The sequence below is a fragment of the Wukongibacter baidiensis genome (genome assembly GCF_050888315.1).
Taxonomy (GTDB): Bacteria; Bacillota; Clostridia; order Peptostreptococcales; family Caminicellaceae; genus Wukongibacter; species Wukongibacter baidiensis.
In genome coordinates, this window is sequence record NZ_CP138202.1 from 713,799 (window position 1) to 733,482 (window position 19,684).

The following is a 19,684-nucleotide window of genomic DNA, read 5'->3' on the forward strand; positions in this document are numbered from 1 at the left end:
ATTATGGTAGCTTTGCCCTTAGTGTGATGGTATTTGAGCAATAAACCTCTATAAAATTTTTATTTAAATCCGGGTTAAACAATCTCAAACCTTAACAGGCATACATATAATAATTTAGGCCCAGATTATTCATGAAAAATTCAAAATTCTGCTGCGCCCTTTTGATTCTAAAACTTCCATCAAATTCTCGACGTACCGTTTAGGTAGGCCTTCGAACTTGATGAAAGCTTTAGAATTCAAAACTACTTGCACACTTTCAAACTTTTCACGAATAATCAGGGCTAGGGTATAACAATTCCTATTAAGAAGGTGAAAATTTTATGAAAGGGATTATTTTAGCGGGAGGTACTGGATCAAGACTTTTACCGTTAACTAAGGTGACTAATAAACATCTACTTCCAGTAGGCAAATATCCGATGATATTTTATTTGATTGCTAAACTTAAACAAGCTGATATTAGAGACATTATGATTATTTCCGGAAAGGAACATATGGGATCTGTAGTCAATTTATTGGGCAGTGGTTATGAATTCGGAGTCAATTTTACATTTAGAATACAAGATCGCCCCGGTGGAATAGCCGAGGCCCTAGGTCTTTGCAAAGAGTTTGTTGGAAATGATTGCTGCTTAGTTCTACTTGGTGACAACATATTTGAAGACAGTATCATTGAGTATGTAAAAAAATATGAGAAACAAGGCATAGGAGCAAAGGTATTATTAAAAGAAGTTCATGATCCTAAAAGATATGGTGTTCCTGAGCTTAGAGAAGATAAGGTTGTAAAAGTTGAAGAAAAACCTGAAAATCCGAAGAGTAATTACTGCGTCACTGGAATATATATGTATGACAACAGAGTATTTGATATTATAGATACCTTAAAGCCATCGGGTAGAGGTGAGCTTGAAATCACAGATGTTAACAACTGGTACATCAATGATAACTCACTTACCTATGATGTCTTAAAGGGTTGGTGGACAGATGCAGGGACCTTTGATTCTTGGTTTAAGGCCAATCTTCTATCCAAAGATATCTGTTTAGATGATGTCCTAAATAACTACTATAATGCTCAAATTGAATAGCGAGGTTTAGCTTAAGGAGTGGATTTTTTATGAACATTTTAGTTACTGGAGCCAATGGACAGCTAGGAAGTGGAATTCTTCATGTTCTTAACACTGGTTATTCGGAGATTGGTGAAATCAATAAAACATATCAATCGTCAAAAATACTAGGTGCAAATAAAGAAGTATTAGATATAGCTTCCCTAGATAAGGTTAGAAAAGTTTTCAATGAATGTACTCCTGACGTTGTTATTAACGCTGCTGCCTTTACCCACGTAGATAATTGTGAAACAAATCGAGACTTGGCTTTTAAGGTTAATGCTTTGGGAGCCAAGAATATTGCTATGACGTGTGAGGAGTTCAGGTCAAAACTAATACATTTATCAACCGATTACGTTTTTAATGGTTCCAGTAAAACTCCTTATAGTGAGTATGATCTCCCCTCTCCTATCAATGTATATGGGAAAACAAAATATTTAGGTGAGGTGTATGTAAGAGAATTCTGTACTAATTATTTTATACTAAGAACCTCTTGGTTATATGGGTACACTGGTAAAAACTTTGTTAAAACGATCTTGAAGGCTGCCACTGAAAAAGATCATATTAATGTAGTTGATGATCAGATAGGAAGTCCTACAAATGTACAGGATTTAGTTTATCACATTTTAAAGATTGCATTAACGGAGGATTATGGCATATATCATTGTACAGGTAATGGACATTGTAGCTGGTTTGAATTTGCATGCAAGATAATTGAATTTAGTAAATCTAATTGTACTGTTAACCCAATAAAAACAGAAAAACTTAAAAGAGCTGCTGTAAGGCCCTCTTTTTCATTACTAGATAATTTAATGCTACGCTGTACAGTTAAGGATGAAATGAGGCAGTGGGAGGATGCTCTAGAGATGTTTATTAATAATATAGATTTTTAGGAGGCTGTTATGAAAACTTACCTAATCACCGGTGGAGCTGGATTTATAGGGTCAAACTTTATAATATATATGCTGAAGAACTATGACAACATCAAAATAATAAACCTTGATAAACTCACCTATGCTGGAAATCTCGAAAACCTTCATGAAGTAGAGAAAAATCCTAATTATTTCTTCATTAAATCAGATATATGTGATAAAGACTCCATAGAAAAGGTTTTCACAGAATATGATATTGATTATGTTGTTAATTTTGCTGCCGAATCCCACGTAGATAGGAGTATTCAAGACCCTAATATTTTTTTCAAAACAAATATCTTAGGAACCACGAATCTATTGAATACAGCTAAAAATCTCTGGGAAACAGAAAATGGTTTTAAAGAAGGAAAGAAATTTATACAGATATCTACCGATGAGGTTTATGGTTCGTTAGGTAGTACAGGTTACTTTACAGAAGATACTCCTCTAGCTCCCCGCAGCCCTTACTCTGCAAGTAAGGCATCGGCTGATTTAATTGTTGAATCCTACTATCATACTTATCAAATGCCGGTTAATATAACTAGATGCTCAAATAACTACGGCCCACATCAGTTTCCAGAAAAGTTGATCCCACTTGTCATTAATAACTGCTTGCAGAAGAAGCCCATACCTATCTATGGTGATGGCTTAAATATTAGAGATTGGCTATATGTTGAAGATCATTGTAGGGCTATTGATATGGTTATCAGTAGTGGCTCTTTAGGTGAATTCTATAATATTGGCGGTCATAACGAAAAAACAAACCTTTATATAGTAAATACAATAATTGAGCACCTAGGGAGAAATGTTGATTCAACCATAACGAAAAATCTTATACGATTTGTGAAGGATAGAAAGGGTCATGACAGAAGATATGCCATCGATCCAAAAAAGATAAAAACCGAACTCAACTGGGAGACTAAAACGAATTTTGATGAACGTATAATCAAAACTATTGATTGGTATTTAAATAATAAAAGTTGGCTAGAAAATGTAACTTCAGGTGAATATCAAAATTATTATGAGCAAATGTACCGTGATTTTTAGGAGGTAGATATGGGTAGGTTTAATTTTATTAAAACACCAATTAGTGGATTATTTCTTATTGAACCAATGGTTTACCAAGACACCCGAGGCTATTTTATGGAGACCTATAACTATAGAGACTTTAAAGAAGCTGGACTTAATATGGTTTTTGTTCAAGATAATCAATCAAAATCTAGAAAAGGCGTATTGAGAGGACTTCATCTTCAAAAATATCATTGCCAAGGTAAATTAGTTAGGGTTACTAAAGGAGAAGTTTTCGATGTTGCTGTAGACCTTAGAAGAAATTCAGAAACATATGGAAAATGGTATGGATGCGTTCTCAGTGAAAAAAATAGAAGACAGCTTTACATACCAGAAGAATTTGCCCATGGTTTTCTAGTATTGTCAGAGGAAGCAGAGTTTGTATATAAATGTACTGACAATTATTATCCTGAAGAAGAGTCGGGTATAATTTGGAACGATCCAGATATAAACATTTTGTGGCCATTAAATAATATTGATGAAGTCATATTATCAGATAAGGATAAAAAGTTAAAATCCTTTAAAGAATATAATATTTTCTAGGGGTGTACCTATGATTGAAGAACTACGTTCAAAGGAGTTAATCAGAAGATTTTCTAACCTACAAAGGGCAAAACAGCAAGTACTAATAAAGACAGAAGATACTAAAGAAAAAATTCATATTGTCTATGTAATGACCAATGTCCATATATGTGGAGGAGTAAAAATAATCTTCGAACATACTAATCGGCTGAAAAGATTTGGTATGCAAGTTACGATTGTTTCTCACTTCCCTAAACCCTCTTGGTATCCTATCGAATCCGCTTATATTCAGGTTCCTTTTACAATAGAACTAGCTAAGGGAATACCAAATTGTGATGTGATTATCGCAACATATTGGGACCATATACAGTCTTGTATAGATACAGGTATAGCTCCAGTTGTATATTTTGAACAGGGTGACTTTCATTTATTTGAACCTGAGACATTAAACGAAGAATATAAAAACTTTATCTACAGACAATTTCAGCTGCCACAGTTCATTATAACAGTTTCTGAGAAAGCTGCAGAAGATATCAAAAGAGTTTATCATAGAGAATCTACTGTTATTCATAATGGACTACAGGATGCTTTTTTCCAGAAAAATAATGTCACAAAACAAGAGGAATCACCCTATATTTTAATGATGGGAAATGACTCTTTGGATTTCAAAGGAATCAATGATATTGTCACAGCCTATGAGATAGTTAAAAAGAATTATCCAGAATTAAAATTGTATTGGATCACTCCCTATGACACACAAAGTAATGTAAAAACAAAGGTAGATCAGACCTTTATTAATCCCTTACAGGATGAGATTAGTAAGCTGTATAGGAATGCCACGCTCTTTGTATCTGGTTCTCATTACGAATCCTTCTCGCTCCCCGTTCTAGAGGCAATGGCTTCGGGATGCCCCGTTGTTACTACAGAGAATACTGGGGTACTAGAGTATGCTGAGAACTTGTTTAATGCTTTAACGGCTAAAATCAAAGAGCCCAATGACATTGCTGAGAAAATCATAAGGCTTTTAAATGACTCTCTATTAAAAGAAAAACTTATAGAAAATGGTCTGAAAACCGCAGAAGTGTTTAAGTGGGATACTATTATTCCAAAGTTGTATTCATACTATAAAGATATAGCAATATACAGAGTCAAAGAAAATAACATGATGGTGGATTGGGAAAGCTTATTAAATATAAATAGCTTTATTAATGCCCAAGAATACTCTAAGTTTAAAAAGTATCTACTTTATACTGAATGTGATGAAGTTCAAGTGCCTCTTTCAAGTCTAAATCTGAAGAAATTTTCTCTAATACGTTGGGAAACAGTAGCAAAAAGAAAAAAAGAGCAAGGATTATACCCTCCTGAAAAATGCTATTGTAAAGTGAAAATTGATTGCAAGCAGGTGCAGAATCTCTACAATGACGAAGCTCTAGAAGACTTTCTAAACACGAACTATGAAGCAGCTTTACACAAGCTTTTAGAGAATTATCATTCTGAAAGGGATACTAAAGTTAAAATGGTCTATGCTAAGTGGGTTGTCCTAACATTGTTTAGATTAAAACGCATAGATGAAGCTTTTCTGCTCATAGAAACCTTCTTAAAACAGTGTAAAGATTATAGTGATTTATATTATTTGTATTTCAGGTTATTACTATTTGCTGGAAAAACAGATCTTGCAAGCTCTATTCTAAACACAATTAATGATTTAGGAGACGCTGTATCCTATCCGGAATATATACTAAACATTGTAAAAACAAGTAATAGGGTGTGGGATGATATATATAATAAAGACTTATCAGACTACGAAGTCAAAAGCCTTGAGACCTTAGATTTCACAACAGAGGAGCTATTTATCTTTGGTAATATTTTAAATACACAGGGCAGATATGAAGAAGCAATTGAATGCTATCTAGAATTTCTGGAAAGAAATGATAGTTGGAGCGAGCACAGCATCTCTGTCTGCTGCAACATATCTGACTGTTACTTTTATATACAAAAGCTAGAGGAGGCTAAGAAATATTGTTACAAATCCTTCGAATATGATTTACCTAGGGCTGAAGCCTGTTGTAAACTAGGATTCCTATTATTACAAGAAAATAGAATTAAGGATGCGATTTTCTGGTATGATTTATCAACGAGACTAGAAAAACACGAGAATGATTGGCCGTTTTGCTATGAACCATCATGGACCTGGCTTCCACATCTGCAACTATGTGTGTGCTACGATAATCTTGGTGACCATAAAAAAGCCTATGCGCATAATGAAATTGCAAGAAAGTATGATCCAAATAATAAGAGCATACTGCATAATCAAAAATACTTTAAAAGTTTAGGATTTTAATAGAGAAGGTCTTATTTTGAATAGTATAGTGAGGTAGAAAAAAATGAAACTACTAGAATTCCTTAGAGCAGAGTTAGTTGAAAGAATGCTTAATGAAAGAGACATTTATAATCAGATAGTTATTGCCTTGAATAAGAAGAGCGCCTTATCTATTGTGAGGATTGGTGATGGAGAAGCACTGACCCTTGCCCAGAATGGTTTATTCTCCATAGATGAAATTAAAAAGAGAGGCCCCTTTTTAAGTTACGCAGGAGTTAATGTTCCTGATTTAAAATCAAAGGATGATTTATGTAAGGCAATTTTAAATGCCGATATCGTAGGAATTCCAACTTCACCATTAGAAAATTTCATGCCCCTTACCCTGCATTCCTTTGATTCTAACAATATAAATCCCTTTAAGCTAAATTTGACCAGCTCTTTGATAAACTATACACTATTCATTGAGGGGTATATATCTAAAATCTTATATAGAAGTGGCTTGAGAGTTCTTTTAGTTGGTAACCGCATGTCGGAGCTAGAGAGAATACTTAGTCAAAAAAACATAAATATTGTTAAAAGCATTTACCCTGTGAAGGGTGTAACCGACCACGAAAGAATAGTAAAGGAAATGTATCTTTATGACTTTGATATAGCCTTAGTTTCCGCAGGGATTTCTGCCGTTATGATATGCTCTGCAATCACTAAACTCAAGAATGTTGTTGCCTTAGATTTTGGTCATTTAAGTGATGAAATTATCAAGGGTGCAAAGTGGATTTAAGGGTAGCATAAACCTATATAAAAATACTACAATGAAAAACACATGTCGACATACCGTCCATAGTGTTTTACACTGTAGTATTTTTTATATTTGAAGCTCCTATGATTGTTTTAGCAGCCGGTCAACCTTTGAGCAAATTCTCCCCCAATTAAATCTCTTGTAGGCATGACTCTGTACTTCCTTACATACTCTTTTTAACCTTTGTTCATCACTGCAGGCTTTTATCAAACATTCGCTTAGTTGTTCTACATTATCTATTTCAAATACATCTCCATACTTCTTATTATCTGTAATATCATTGATTGATAAAAAGTTTGCCCCAATGATATAGCAACCGTGTTGTATTGCCTCAGCTAAAACTATCCCAAAACTCTCCCATCTAGATGGCAAACAAAATATTTTTGCTTTTCTATATTCTCTAGATAGGGCTTCGCGATCACTTATCTCACCTGTAAAAACCACCCTGCCCTCAAGCTGTGGATGCTGTAAAAAGTATCGCTGAATATATCCTTTAAAATGTTCCTCTATAGGACCAATGAATTTTAAAGTCCAACCGTCTAGTTCATCACATACCCTTGCAAAGGCCTCAGTCAAAATTTCAGTAGCCTTCGCATAATTACCTATTCTTCCAACGGTACAAATGACATTTTCCTTTTCCTCATAACGGATGTTTAAAGTGTTTTTATAGTCCTCTGCGAAGAATCCATTTGGAATGTATTCAACCTTTATAGGCCATTGCTCATTCAAATATTTATATAGATCAATTGTCTCAACACTTATTAAGTCACACATATGGAATATATCTCTTTGTTTTTCGTTAAAAACAGAGGAATATATCCAGCCCTTTACACTGGCATTTGCATCAAGTTTTAGATATACCTTTCCATTAGGATTTAGGGTTTTATACATTTCTATCCATTCCAAGGTCGTATATTCGGGATGAAATACGTGCAATATATCTATATTTTTTGCATTTTCCAATAGATAATTAAGTACATCATTTTTCAAATTTCCTGTATCATTCATCCTATCAATTTTCAGCCCTTTAAAGCCCTTGTCTAAATAAGGAAATTCACCCGTAGCATATCCAGCAATTTTTGCATCATAACCAAAATATCTTTGCATCATATAGGGTATCATACCTACATCCTTTACCAAATGGCAATTCTCAACCGGTGGAAATAAAGTAGTAAATACTTGTTTTTTCTTTGACGATGAAATGATATAACCTCGCGACGGACTTATTTGAGGAGAAGAAGTATCTTTCTCTTTAAAGAAACTTACAATTTTACCCATAAATTCAGTCTGATTTTTACTATATAAATTAATAAAATTTGCAAATCGTCGTTGTATCTCATTATAGTTTTCTTCAATATACTTAACCTTTTCTAATAATTTCTCAGCATCTATATCATCAGTTAATAGAATTAAATCCTTTGAATCTATAGACTCAGCAAAATCATAACATTTTAATCCATAGGCTAAAGAAATAAAGGGCTTTTTCATCGACATCGATAATAGATTAGCGCTCATCTTAAAATTAATACTAAACTTACATTTTTGTATGATACCAGCTAAACTATATGCATCATAAACCTTTTCAATCAGATAAACATTAGGATTGTTTAAATTATTTACAAAGGATTTACATGGATTAATGTCTAAATTCCAAGTTGGATAAACAATTACTTTATAACCTCTATCTAGTAGTTCCTTGGCTGTTTTTTCTAAGTTTCTTTGGATATTTTCTTCATTCTTCCCAATAATATTGTTGTATGAGGTTCCCCAATTGATTAACATAATATTTTCATCACCGTTAATGAAATCATTTACACTCTTTGTCTCGGGATATTTATTATTCAACCAATTAAATATTATACTCGGATCACCTAAAACATCAACTTTTTTATCATTTAACAGATGTTTTTCTATATTACCCCTTACTCCAGCTAAAGCAGCTAAGTTTACAACTATTCTAGTCCTAGGATTACATAAATACTTTTCATTATTCTCGTACGCTTTGATTATAGTTTTTACTTTGTTTTTATCTCGATTGTCTAAACCCGTTCCCCATACAGTTATAGGGATATTGCAACTATTAGCTTTTAGACAAATTTCTTCTAATATTGAAGAAAAAATCGATCCTCCACCAAGTACAACTAAATCATATTGAGTTACATCTATCTCATAGTTCTGCATTGGAATATATTTATCTACTATTATAGTTAGGTTTTGTCGATCACTTTCCTTAGCCATCAATTTCTTAAAGACTTCAAACTCAAGTTCGTGGCCGACATTTGCATTGCCAAGCCATCCTAGATATAATACCTTTTTAAACACTGTAACTCCTCCTTCAGAGGTTTAAATATAGTTAGGTATTCTTCTTCACCTTAAACAAATATTGATAAGTGTAATACTCCCATTCATAGGAAGGGTCTGTAATGCCTACTAATTTTTTTACAAATTCCTTATCCCCCTCGGCTCTAACAGTGACACAATCAACAGTTTTTAACGAAGCCTGTTCAAACATTTTTATACTCTCTCTATAAGTAAAGAATCTTAAATGAGTACGATCAAGGATTCCTGCATCCTTATATGTCCAGTTTCCATATAGTAAGTCTTTGATTACACTGTTATGCATTACGTTAGGAATACTAATTAACATCTCCCCTTCTTTTCTTAAGTGTTTCTTTAGTTTAATTAGTACTTCATCAGGCTTTTCTAGGTGTTCTAATATATCACCTAGAATTATATAGTCAAAATAATCCCCAGGAAAATTCAGGTTTATTTTTTCAATATTGCCGATAATAACATCTGCGTGGGTCCCAGCAATTTCTCCAACAGCCTTATTTAACTCAATTCCATATATTTTAGCATTTCTATATCTATTTTTAAGTTCTAATAGTGTAGTACCAAGCCCACAACCAACATCTAGAACCTTTAATTGTTTTTCCATAGGATCTTTAATGAAGCCAAGTAAATGCAATCTAATATGTTGATAATACATAGGGGCAAATCCCCACTTATCTCTAAATTTTTCTCTATTGACTATAAGAACATCTGCAAACATACTAGGTGCCTCATTAAAGGAAACATTTCCAAAATGATGAATGAAAGTATCCTTACATATCTTTAAGGAGTATCCGGATTTCTTCATTCTAAAGCAATAATCGTTGTCTTCATAATTACCTGGGGTAAATCGCTCGTCTAATAAGCCTATCCTTTCTACCGCTTCACGCTTAATTAATAAGCAAAATCCTACTAGCATTATACTTTCATCCCATTTTACTGGGTTGGATATAATATTGTATTGCTCAGCAAAAATATGCATTTCATCTATAGTTCTATAGGGAATCTGAATCCTTTGATAGTGCCCGCAAACATTCGTCACAGGTCCAACAGCTCCAATTTTTTCATGACTAAATAAACACTTTCTTAAGTTTATTAACCAATTCCTCGTTACAATAGTATCATTATTCAGTAATAAAATACTGTCTCCATTGGCAATTTTAATACCTTGGTTACATCCCTTTGGGAAACCCAAGTTCTCATCATTTAAAATCACTTTGATATCTTCTTGTTCCTGCAGCCACTGGACAGTTCCATCGGTGGAATGGTTATCTACAACAATAATCTCATAGGTAGCCTCATCTGTATATTCTCTAATACTTTTTAAACACAACTTAGTATATTCAAGTTGATTATAGGTTAATATAACTATGCTTGTAAGTCCTATCTTATATTCTCCCTTATTGCTAGAAATCTCTTTCTTAGGATCATTTTTTCTATGAGACGGTTCTCTCCTAAATATCCTTTTAAACTTTTGTCTAAAAGTTTTTATAAGTTTTAACAGCGACTTCATCCACTTATCCCCTCTCCAGTCCTAATGTTTTAAAATATTCTCTATTGTAAAGTACACTTTTATTCTCTGGAACAAAGCTTGCAGCCATTTCATTACATTCAAAGGCCTTTTCATGGTTTTGAATTCTATCATAACAAAGACAAAGCTGTAAATAAGGAAGCCATGTCCAGCAAACCTCATTAATAAAACCTAAGCAATTCACTGGTCTCTCCAATTTTGTAGCTAATTCGTACCAGAAAATTGCGTCATGATACCTCTCCTCTTCTAGAAAGAAATAGCCTAACCTACAACAGAACTCAGCACGGGGCTTATCATATAAAAATGATTGTAGGCTGTACATTTTAGCATCCTTGTTATTGCCCTTTGAATAATAGTAGTCTGAAATTTTACCACAAATATTAATTTTGTCCTCAAACCATACTCCGTCCATCTGCAATAACTCATCATAAATCTCAACTGCTTCTTCTTGATAATTATTATCAAACAACTCGTTTCCGTAATATATCCTATCCCTTAGAGTAAATGGTACTCCTTCTTCTATTTTTTTACGGTATATTCTTAAATTTCGATCCGTTGACTCTTTCAATTTTCTATGTGAAATAGCAATATCACTATTTATAACATTTCCACCTACAACTAGGCACTCATGGACAAAGCCAATCCACCTGAAATTATTTGCTCTCTTTACAAGCCTATTTCGCCTTAAGCTAAATGTTGCATTCCCCTTTTCATCAAACGCAAGGTTATATAGCATAGTTACAGAGTCCACTGAGTTATCTAAGGTATTCTTTAGTTCCTTAAATTTCTCTATATCCTCCTTAAAAATTAAATCATCTGCATCCAACCAAAGTATATATTCCTTAGTAGCCTTACTAAAGGCAAAATTCCGCGCAGCAGAGAAATCATCAATCCATTCAAAGTCATATATTTTATCGGTAAACTTACCCGCAATCTCCTTAGTCTTATCCATAGAGCCTGTGTCCACAATAATAATTTCATCAACTATATCACTAGCAGCCTCAAGACACCTCTCTAAAACATCTTCTTCATCCTTAACTATCATACACAAACTAATAGTTACCAACTAAATTCCCCCATTCAGAATTTGTAGGCTCTTACATTGCTCCTAGAATCATTATATGATTTGTCTCTGAAATTGTTCTCTTATATAGATAACAACCTTAGTTGAAGGCAATAATAACACTTATTTTCTCCTATTAAATTTGGCAAAAAAAATAATCTGTGTATTCCTACAGATTGATTGCTCATAATCTTTCTGTAAGATGCACAGATTGTTTTTTTGTATAAGATCTAGGATATTGTTTTTTTATGTTTCGTATAAATAAGAATAACTCCTAAAGCGTACCCTAATCCCCCTTTTCCTCTGGTACATATTCAACAATATCTTCTATTTTACAATTAAAAAATTTACAAATTGAATCTAATATTCTCATTGAAACATATTCGTTTTTACCCATTTTAGCAATAGTAGACGGAGAAGTCTTTATTGCAATTCTCAAATCTTCCTTCGTCATGTTTTTATCTATTAATAATTTCCAAAGCGGATTAAATGAAAAGCCCATTAAAATACCTCCCAATCGTTTATATATATTATAGTATTTTTTCTACAAGAATCAAACTTTTTTCTATAGAAAGTTATAGAATAACCATTGACATTAACTACATTTAATTATATAATTTCTATAACAATATGTAGAATAGTTATAGTATCTAGGAGGTGAAAAAAGTTGAAAAATTTTAAAGACGTCTTGCAAGAATTCATAATTGATAGAGCTTGTACCACTAGTGATTCAATTCTTATTAGTAATCTCGACTATAGAAAATTGTCAGAGGAATGTATTAATTTACATAGTCTTATTGAAAAACACCTGCCAAAGGATTATAAGTATCTTATAGGCACCTATGAAGAAACAGAATCTATGATTTATAAGATTATTATTGAGAGTATTTATGAGCAAGGGCTTAAAGATGGTATAGCCCTCACAAATTACATTTTAAATGTAAGCTAATATTAATCCCGAATTATTCATGAAAAATTCAAAACTCTGCTATTTCAAATACTTAAGGGATATTGATATTTCCTTTTAGTGATTTTAATGAATCTGTTTTTACCTTTTAAATATAAAGAAAAAGCAGGTTCATTGCATGAACGAAAAGGAAATATCAATATCCCTCGCTATGGGAGTTAACTAAGCAAGTTAAATTTAATAGCACCGGTTGATTTTTTTAGTATAATACCTTAACACATTATTAAGTACAATTTTAGGAACGGTCATAAGCCGTCCCCTACATAATCCAAATATATATATATGGCTAATATATAAGCAACCTCTATCTATTTTTACGCGCCTATATTAATTTCCTTCTTTTTTTCTATAGGGTCCGCTTTTTAAGGCATTGTCTAAAAATATTAAAAAGGGTTATCTCTGTATCAACTACATCTCTTGAACAGATGCAATTATCTCCCCATTAAATACTGTAGCTCTAGCATTTGGTACAGCCTGCATTGCAGTAAAATCTTGTCTTTGTGTTACAACAAGTGCTTTTACTCTAACAAAATATGTTATACATCCTGGACATAGGGATTGGCATATGCATTTGTTAAAGCTAAAAGTATCTGTTGTAGTTATTGGAACTCCCATAAATGTAGAAATGGTCCCAGCTGGAATAAGTCTTTCATAAGTCCAATTACCAATATTCACTTCCGATCCGTTTTGGCTGGAAACCAAAGTATAATCTAGTACTATCTCTGAATTAGCACTTGGTAAAGTAAAAAGCAAATCTAGTGGGCCTTCAAATGTAATTTGGCTTGAAAACTCTATAATAATTTGAGGTTTCTTAAAGCACGAAAGATCAAGGTTAACCGCAGCAAGGGTCACAGATGGATTGTCTGGTGAAGTAAATATTGCCTCTCCGCCGGATATGCCACATTCATTCAATACTCTCTTAGGACAAGGACTTAATCTTTCATTGCATTTTGCAAATGCTATGCCCTTTTCACAGTCATGAGGTGCTTTTTTTTCGCGATCCTTTACACTCTTCATATAGCCTGACATGTAATGCATTCCTCCTTATATTTTTTAATATATTTGTTATCAGTAACTCTTTATTTCGCAATAGACTCTATTATATAAAATAATATGAATTTATCTGACTAGCACATCTCCTGAACAGATGCAATTATTTGTCCCTGAAACACAGTAGCCCTAGCATTTGGTACATCCTGCATCGAACTTGGATCCTCACCCTGACTTACAATACGTGCTTTTACTCTAACGAAATATGTTATACATTCTAAGCATGATGCTTGGCATATACATTTATTAAAACTAAATGTATCCGTTGTAGTTATAGGAGTCCCCATGAAATTAACAAGAGTACCGACTGGAAAAAGTCTTCTATAGACCCAATTCCCTATATTTGCTTCAGATCCGTTTTGGATGGCAACTAAAGTATAATCTAATAGCACCTCTGAATCAGTTGTAAAAGCCAGATTCACATCTAATGGCCCTTCAAATCTAACTTGACTTGTAAACTTTATCTTAACTTCAGGTCTTTTAAAACATGAAACATCAACATTAACCCTTGCTAGTACCACTGATGGATTATCTGGTGAAGTAAATGTTGCCCGACCGCCCGATATACCACATACATTCAATATTCCTTTTGGACAGGGACTTAGTCTTTCATCGCATTTTGCAAGTGCTGTATCCTTTTCACAGTCACAAGGTGCTTTTTTATCACGATCTTTTATGCCCTTCATATAGCCTGACATATAATCTATTCCTCCTTATACTTTTTATTATGGATAAACAACATTAAGATTCAAAATAAATCTCAGCGAAAATAATGAATGCTTTTACATTTTTTCTTTGAAATTTATTAAACCTTGAAATTGGTTATCTCTAACTCCCCTTATCATTACATCTCTTGAACTGATGCAGCTATTTCCCCTTGAAATACCGTAGCTCTGGCGTTTGGTATCACCTGCATTGAAACTGGATCTAGACCCGCACTAACAACACGTGCTTTTACTCTAACAAAGTATGTTATACATCCTGGGCATAATGGTTCACATATACACTTGTTAAAGCTAAAGGTATCTGTTGTAATTATTGGAACTCCAGCAATTGGTTGGAGTGTTCCAACTGGAAAGAGTCTACTGTAAGTCCAACTACCTATATCTATCTCAGAGCCATTTTGGCTGGAAACCAAAGTATAATCTAGTACTATCTCTGAATCAACTGTTGAACTTAGATTTAGATCCAATGGACCTTCAAAAGTAACTTGACTTGAAAACTCTAACTTAATTTGAGGTTTTTTAAAACATGAAATATCAACATCAACCGTAGCTAGTATCACCGCTGGACTATCCGTTGAAGTAAATGTTGTCTCTCCTACCGGTATACCACATTCATCTAATATTTTTTTTGGACAAGGACTTAATCTTTCATCACATTTTGCAAATCCTGTATCCTTTTCACAATCACAGAATGCTTTTTTATCACTACCGTTTATATCCTTAATATAGCTTGACATATAATCTATTCCTCCTTATATCTTTTATTTATATTTACTTGTCAGTAATCATTTGAGACAATTACATGATTCTAAATTCACAGAATTATATAAAAACACGGAATAATATCAAGACTCTACCTTATCTAACTTTGCACTTCATAATATGCAGTTATTTAGATTCTGTTCAAAGAAAAAGACAATCTCCTAAGAGATTGCCTAATCAATTCAATATATCACTTTTTAAATATTTATTAATTCCTTATTTACTTCTAAAGTATATAATGTAAGCTAATATTAACTTTTTATTTTTCGCCCTGTGCCATTAAAAAAATAAAAATCTGCTATTTCAAATATTTAAGGGATAGCGAGTACTACCTATCTATTTTTACGCTCCTCCATCAATTCCTTTCTTCTTTTTGCTATGGCCTTTCTTCTTTTTTCTATAGGGTCCATTGTTTCTTCATCTGTCTCTTCAATCTCTTCACGGGTTCTCTTTGTCCTTTCGATTATTCTTCTCATCTTTCTGGCATCTCTCATTCCAATCCCCCTAATCTTTAAGGACTTTATTAGTTAAACCATACTTATATCTATTTTAAGGGCCTTTGCCTCACTGAAAATTCATTCTGAACTTCTTTCTCCATATATAGTCATGACATCTTAAACCTTTAGTTAAATTTTACTGAAATAATGAACGCTTCTACATTCTTTCAATAAAATTTATTTATCTTTACTATGTCATTACTTTATAATATGCTTTTTAATGAGAGCTTGTGCCAAAGTGATAGAAATTTTATTTGTCCATTACAATAGTCTACAAGTTATTGTACTAAAGCAGTCATATAAACATTATCTACTAATACAGTAACTACAGATATACTAACAACCGATACCTGTACAAAATATTCACAACAGCCTGAGCAAGTTGGGAAATCACAGAAATTGAAATTAAAGGATTTTGTATATCTTAAGGCATCAAAGTCACCGGTATTTCCTTCTATTCCTGATATATCATAGGTCCAGCTTTTTAATCTTTGTGGAATTCCATTATCACAGGCTCTGAAAAGCTCAAAATCTAATCTAGCCTCCGCAGCAGTGAATAATGCTAGAAACTCAATAACACTGGAAAACTGTATTCCAACCGTTGGATTATCCATATCCCTTGTATCAACTACAACTCTTCCAACAATTGTTGCTGGATCATTTGCATTGGTAAATGCTGCTCTGCTGCCTTGACCACATACTAATTCTATTTTCTTTGAAAATGGGTGCATTGGTTCGCACACTGCACATCCTGTATCGGTTTTACAATCACAGGTTGTTTTTCTATCACATTTATTGGACACTTTTTTCATATATCCTGACATAAAACATATTCCTCCTTTTAATTTTTCTATTTTCAATTCCGCTAATCATTGGACAATAGCCGATATTTGAACATTATTTACGGACAGGGTTTCTATATTTATTAAGCCTCCAACAGATGCTTCCACAAAATAACTACAGCACCCAGCATTCTTTAAGCACTCACAGAAGGTAAAGCTATATGAATTAGACAATGTGATAACATTGACATCTTCGATTTCTAGTACCTCATAGGTCCAGGTATTTACTAACTCCGTCTCATCATTGCCGCAGGTTCTAAAGAGTCTAAATATCAAAGCTCCCCTTGCATCATCAAAAGAAGCCGTTAAATTGACTATACTCGAAAACTCAATCTCAATAGTTGATATACCTTTGTCACAAGCATCAATTGAAACTTGACCTACTATAGCTGAAGATGGACTAGGGATCACTACCTCATTATCACTCCCAACAGCATCGAATGTAACACTATTTCCTGTTCCACATGACAATGTTGTTGGCTTAGCCTTTCTATTTTTTTTCATTTTACACTTTTCATCACAGATTTCTTTGTCGCAGTCATCATAAATAATTCTTTTGCAATTACAATCCTTTACAGAAGTTGACATTAAATATATCCTCCTTTATATTTCTTCTATCATAGATAAATAACTCTAACACTTAAAATCAATTTCAAAGAAAATACTGAACGCTTCTACATTTTTTATTTGTAATTGATTAAATCTTAAAGTTGTTTATCTTTAATGATTTCTAACAGCTATAATTATTGTGTTATAGCTTGAACCTGAACAGCTGAGACTCCTACAGTAGCATTAGCTAAAGTGCTTACAGAGGCTTCTACATAATAATCACAACATCTTGGGCAACTTAATCGATCACAGAAATTAAAAGTAAATGACGTATTAAAGGTTAACGGGACAGCATTATCACTTATTAGGGATGCCTGATATACCCAAGTATTCAAAAGTAATGACTCACTATTTTCGCAAACTCTAAACAGCCTAAAGTTCAATATTGCATTTGGTAATGCAGCTAAGCCTGTTAAATTAACAATACTGGAAAATTTAATCTTAACTAAAGGTTTACATAGGCAAGTAGTATCAACAGTTACAAAGCCTACATTAACTGCTGGAGAATTTGCACTAGTGAACTCTGCATCAACACCATTTCCACAGAATAGCAGCATTGGTTTACCTGGCTTTTCTACCTTCCCACAATCTATGTCTTTCTTAGAATCACAGGACGTTTTTTTATTACACTTCTTATCAAAGTCATCCCTTATTTTCATATAGCTTGACATAAAATATCTTCCTCCTTCTATTTATTCAAGTAAATAATTATATTTACAGGGTCTCAAGCCTATTTAAAATACTTATTATTTTGGCAATACATATTATGCTATAGTGTTAAACATGTTACAAATATTGGAAACTATTTCTTCTTATCACAGCTTCTGAATAATAATTGCAAAATAAAAAAAGCGCCTTTCGACGCATTTCCAATTAGTAGCTATATCTTCTTTTCTAATAGCCCTCTCCTGCCAATGCAGTAATATGAACATTGTCAACATAAATAATGGCAGCAACCAATTCCTCAATAGACACTTCTACAAAATATTCACAGCATCCTAAGCAAGCTGAATCATCACAGAAATTGAAATTGAAAGAGTCAATAATTCTTGTATCGGTATCATCTTGCCCAAGCCTATATATTCCATATGTCCAGCTATTTAGTAATGTTGGTTTTCTATCATCGCAAGCTCTAAATAGGCTAAACTTCAAATTTGCTTCCGGGCCCTCAAACTCATTAATGGATATAGAGAGATCTGTTTGTAAATAGCTAATTATGCTAGAAAACTCTATGCTGACTGTTGGTTTAGATATATCATTTGTATCAATGATTACCCTACCTATAGTAATTGGACCCATATCTCGATTTGTAAAGATCCCATTTATACTTTGCCCACATGATAATAGGGATAAATCATCTACTGGAGGTTTTGCTATAGTTTTAGTACAGTCTTCATCTCTTACACAGTCCCCAGATTCCCCTATAAATGCGGCAATTTGAACGTTATCTACAGATATGGTTTCAATTGACTCTAAGCCACCCACAGATACTTCAACAAAATAGTCACAACATCCAATACAATCTAAGCATTCACAGAATGTAAAACTAAAGGAACTAGTTATTCTTAAAGAAGGATTAGCAGTCTCAAGTTTAAATATTTCGTATAACCAACTATCCACCAAAGCTGGCTCTTCATCATCACAGACTCTAAATAACTGAAAATTTAGTGAAGCCTTTTCAAATCCAAAATCCGTAGAAGTTATTAGAGTAACAATACTTGAGAACTCGATTTCAACTACGGGTTTACATATACCCTTTGTATTTATTGTAACCAGCCCTACCCTAGCCGAAGATGGACTAGGAATTACAGGATCTACTGTATTATTGCCTGGAAACACAGCACTCGTCCCCTGACCACAGGATAATAGCACTGGTTTAGCATCACAGTCTTTTCTTCCATCGTCATAACAGTTTCCCTTACAATTATCTTTCTTTTTATAAGTTAGCATAAATTAAATTCCCCCTTTGCAAAATTTTTTAAGTTATAAAAAATATTACGCTTAGCACTCTATCAATCTCTATTTAACATATAGTAGAGTCCTATAACTACTGGGCTCTTGCTTGTATCTGAACGTTATCAACTGATACTCCCGCGTTAGCAATATTCTCTACCGATACTTCCACAAAGTACTCACATAGCCTAGAACAGTTTAAATGATCGCAGTATATAAAGGTAAATGAGTTAATCAATCCTATAACTCGGAAAGCAGACTCTATTTGAAAAGCTTCATATATCCAACTATTTAACTCTATCGGCTGTTCATTGTCACAGGTTCTAGATAAAGTGAAGATTAGTTTAGCCTCTGGGTCAAATGCTGTACTTACTAGATTCACAATACTGGAGAACTTAATTTTAACTAATGGTTTACACATCTCTCTTGCATCAACTGTAACAAAGCCAATATTGGCTGGAGTAGTATTTGAAACTGAAAATTGAGCACTACTTCCTTGACCACAGAATATGCGAAGCGGTTTACGGATTGCATCCTTTGTTTTTACAGTATCACAACCTTTGTCAAGATCGTCTTTTCCTTTTATTTTACCTACCATCAAATATTCCCTCCCTTAAATTATCGTTATTTCATAGATAGATAA

Annotated in this window: 20 protein-coding genes; 7 read left to right on the forward strand and 13 right to left on the reverse strand. The window is 33.3% G+C overall.

The features are described 5' to 3' along the window. The first annotated feature begins 320 nt into the window (after nt 1-320). From R9X47_RS03530 to R9X47_RS03555, 6 genes are read left to right on the forward strand one after another with little or no spacing between them, the layout of a single operon-like run. Nucleotides 321-1,076 (forward strand): sugar phosphate nucleotidyltransferase, encoded by a 756-nt coding sequence (locus R9X47_RS03530; RefSeq protein WP_432665328.1) that lies wholly within the window; start codon nt 321-323, stop codon nt 1,074-1,076. A gap of 29 nt (nt 1,077-1,105) precedes the next feature. Beyond that, a complete protein-coding gene (gene rfbD, locus R9X47_RS03535) occupies nt 1,106-1,987 on the forward strand; it encodes a dTDP-4-dehydrorhamnose reductase (protein WP_432665329.1) in 882 nt (293 codons plus the stop codon). 9 nt (nt 1,988-1,996) lie between these two features. Then, nucleotides 1,997-3,052 carry a dTDP-glucose 4,6-dehydratase gene (gene rfbB / locus R9X47_RS03540; protein WP_432665330.1) on the forward strand — a complete coding sequence of 352 codons (1,056 nt, stop codon included), beginning with the start codon at nt 1,997-1,999 and terminating at the stop codon, nt 3,050-3,052. Between the two features lie 9 nt (nt 3,053-3,061). Further along, entirely contained in the window at nt 3,062-3,616 is a 555-nt protein-coding gene (gene rfbC / locus R9X47_RS03545) for a dTDP-4-dehydrorhamnose 3,5-epimerase (RefSeq protein WP_432665331.1), read from the forward strand. Nucleotides 3,617-3,626: 10 nt separating this feature from the next. After that, complete coding sequence (locus R9X47_RS03550; protein ID WP_432665332.1) at nt 3,627-5,936, forward strand: glycosyltransferase; 2,310 nt, start codon at nt 3,627-3,629, stop codon at nt 5,934-5,936. 43 nt (nt 5,937-5,979) lie between these two features. After that, nucleotides 5,980-6,693, forward strand: a complete 714-nt coding sequence (locus tag R9X47_RS03555) for a GT-D fold domain-containing glycosyltransferase (protein WP_432665333.1) — start codon at nt 5,980-5,982, stop codon at nt 6,691-6,693. Nucleotides 6,694-6,792: 99 nt separating this feature from the next. Here R9X47_RS03555 and R9X47_RS03560 read toward each other — a convergent pair whose 3' ends face one another. The 4 genes from R9X47_RS03560 to R9X47_RS03575 all read right to left on the reverse strand — a co-directional run bounded on the left by R9X47_RS03560 (nt 6,793) and on the right by R9X47_RS03575 (nt 12,138). Next, complete coding sequence (locus R9X47_RS03560; protein WP_432665334.1) at nt 6,793-9,033, reverse strand: glycosyltransferase; 2,241 nt, start codon at nt 9,031-9,033, stop codon at nt 6,793-6,795. Nucleotides 9,034-9,064: 31 nt separating this feature from the next. Beyond that, complete coding sequence (locus tag R9X47_RS03565) at nt 9,065-10,555, reverse strand: glycosyltransferase (protein ID WP_432665335.1); 1,491 nt, start codon at nt 10,553-10,555, stop codon at nt 9,065-9,067. 4 nt (nt 10,556-10,559) lie between these two features. Then, on the reverse strand, nt 10,560-11,639 hold the full coding sequence (locus R9X47_RS03570) for a glycosyltransferase (protein ID WP_432665336.1): 1,080 nt from the start codon (nt 11,637-11,639) through the stop codon (nt 10,560-10,562). Between the two features lie 283 nt (nt 11,640-11,922). Then, the gene (locus tag R9X47_RS03575; protein ID WP_432665337.1) at nt 11,923-12,138 is read right to left on the reverse strand and encodes a helix-turn-helix domain-containing protein; all 216 of its coding nucleotides are present in this window, start codon (nt 12,136-12,138) and stop codon (nt 11,923-11,925) included. A gap of 165 nt (nt 12,139-12,303) precedes the next feature. Here R9X47_RS03575 and R9X47_RS03580 point away from each other — a divergent pair, with 165 nt between their 5' ends. Continuing rightward, a complete protein-coding gene (locus tag R9X47_RS03580) occupies nt 12,304-12,585 on the forward strand; it encodes a hypothetical protein (RefSeq protein WP_432665338.1) in 282 nt (93 codons plus the stop codon). 426 nt (nt 12,586-13,011) lie between these two features. Here R9X47_RS03580 and R9X47_RS03585 read toward each other — a convergent pair whose 3' ends face one another. The 9 genes from R9X47_RS03585 to R9X47_RS03625 form a co-directional block, all read right to left on the reverse strand. Then, nucleotides 13,012-13,632: a DUF4489 domain-containing protein gene (locus R9X47_RS03585; RefSeq protein ID WP_432665339.1), complete on the reverse strand. Its 621-nt coding sequence runs from the start codon at nt 13,630-13,632 to the stop codon at nt 13,012-13,014. A gap of 98 nt (nt 13,633-13,730) precedes the next feature. Continuing rightward, on the reverse strand, nt 13,731-14,351 hold the full coding sequence (locus tag R9X47_RS03590; protein WP_432665340.1) for a DUF4489 domain-containing protein: 621 nt from the start codon (nt 14,349-14,351) through the stop codon (nt 13,731-13,733). A gap of 146 nt (nt 14,352-14,497) precedes the next feature. Next, nucleotides 14,498-15,115, reverse strand: coding sequence for a DUF4489 domain-containing protein (locus R9X47_RS03595; RefSeq protein ID WP_432665341.1), 618 nt, complete (start codon nt 15,113-15,115; stop codon nt 14,498-14,500). 357 nt (nt 15,116-15,472) lie between these two features. After that, the gene (locus R9X47_RS03600) at nt 15,473-15,634 is read right to left on the reverse strand and encodes a hypothetical protein (protein ID WP_432665343.1); all 162 of its coding nucleotides are present in this window, start codon (nt 15,632-15,634) and stop codon (nt 15,473-15,475) included. A 281-nt stretch (nt 15,635-15,915) separates the two neighbouring features. Further along, nucleotides 15,916-16,461 (reverse strand): DUF4489 domain-containing protein, encoded by a 546-nt coding sequence (locus R9X47_RS03605; protein WP_432665344.1) that lies wholly within the window; start codon nt 16,459-16,461, stop codon nt 15,916-15,918. A 45-nt stretch (nt 16,462-16,506) separates the two neighbouring features. Continuing rightward, nucleotides 16,507-17,067, reverse strand: a complete 561-nt coding sequence (locus R9X47_RS03610) for a DUF4489 domain-containing protein (protein WP_432665345.1) — start codon at nt 17,065-17,067, stop codon at nt 16,507-16,509. A gap of 155 nt (nt 17,068-17,222) precedes the next feature. After that, on the reverse strand, nt 17,223-17,759 hold the full coding sequence (locus R9X47_RS03615; RefSeq protein WP_432665346.1) for a DUF4489 domain-containing protein: 537 nt from the start codon (nt 17,757-17,759) through the stop codon (nt 17,223-17,225). Between the two features lie 223 nt (nt 17,760-17,982). After that, a complete protein-coding gene (locus tag R9X47_RS03620) occupies nt 17,983-19,038 on the reverse strand; it encodes a DUF4489 domain-containing protein (protein WP_432665347.1) in 1,056 nt (351 codons plus the stop codon). Between the two features lie 97 nt (nt 19,039-19,135). Continuing rightward, nucleotides 19,136-19,639: a DUF4489 domain-containing protein gene (locus R9X47_RS03625; RefSeq protein WP_432665348.1), complete on the reverse strand. Its 504-nt coding sequence runs from the start codon at nt 19,637-19,639 to the stop codon at nt 19,136-19,138. Nucleotides 19,640-19,684: the final 45 nt, after the last annotated feature.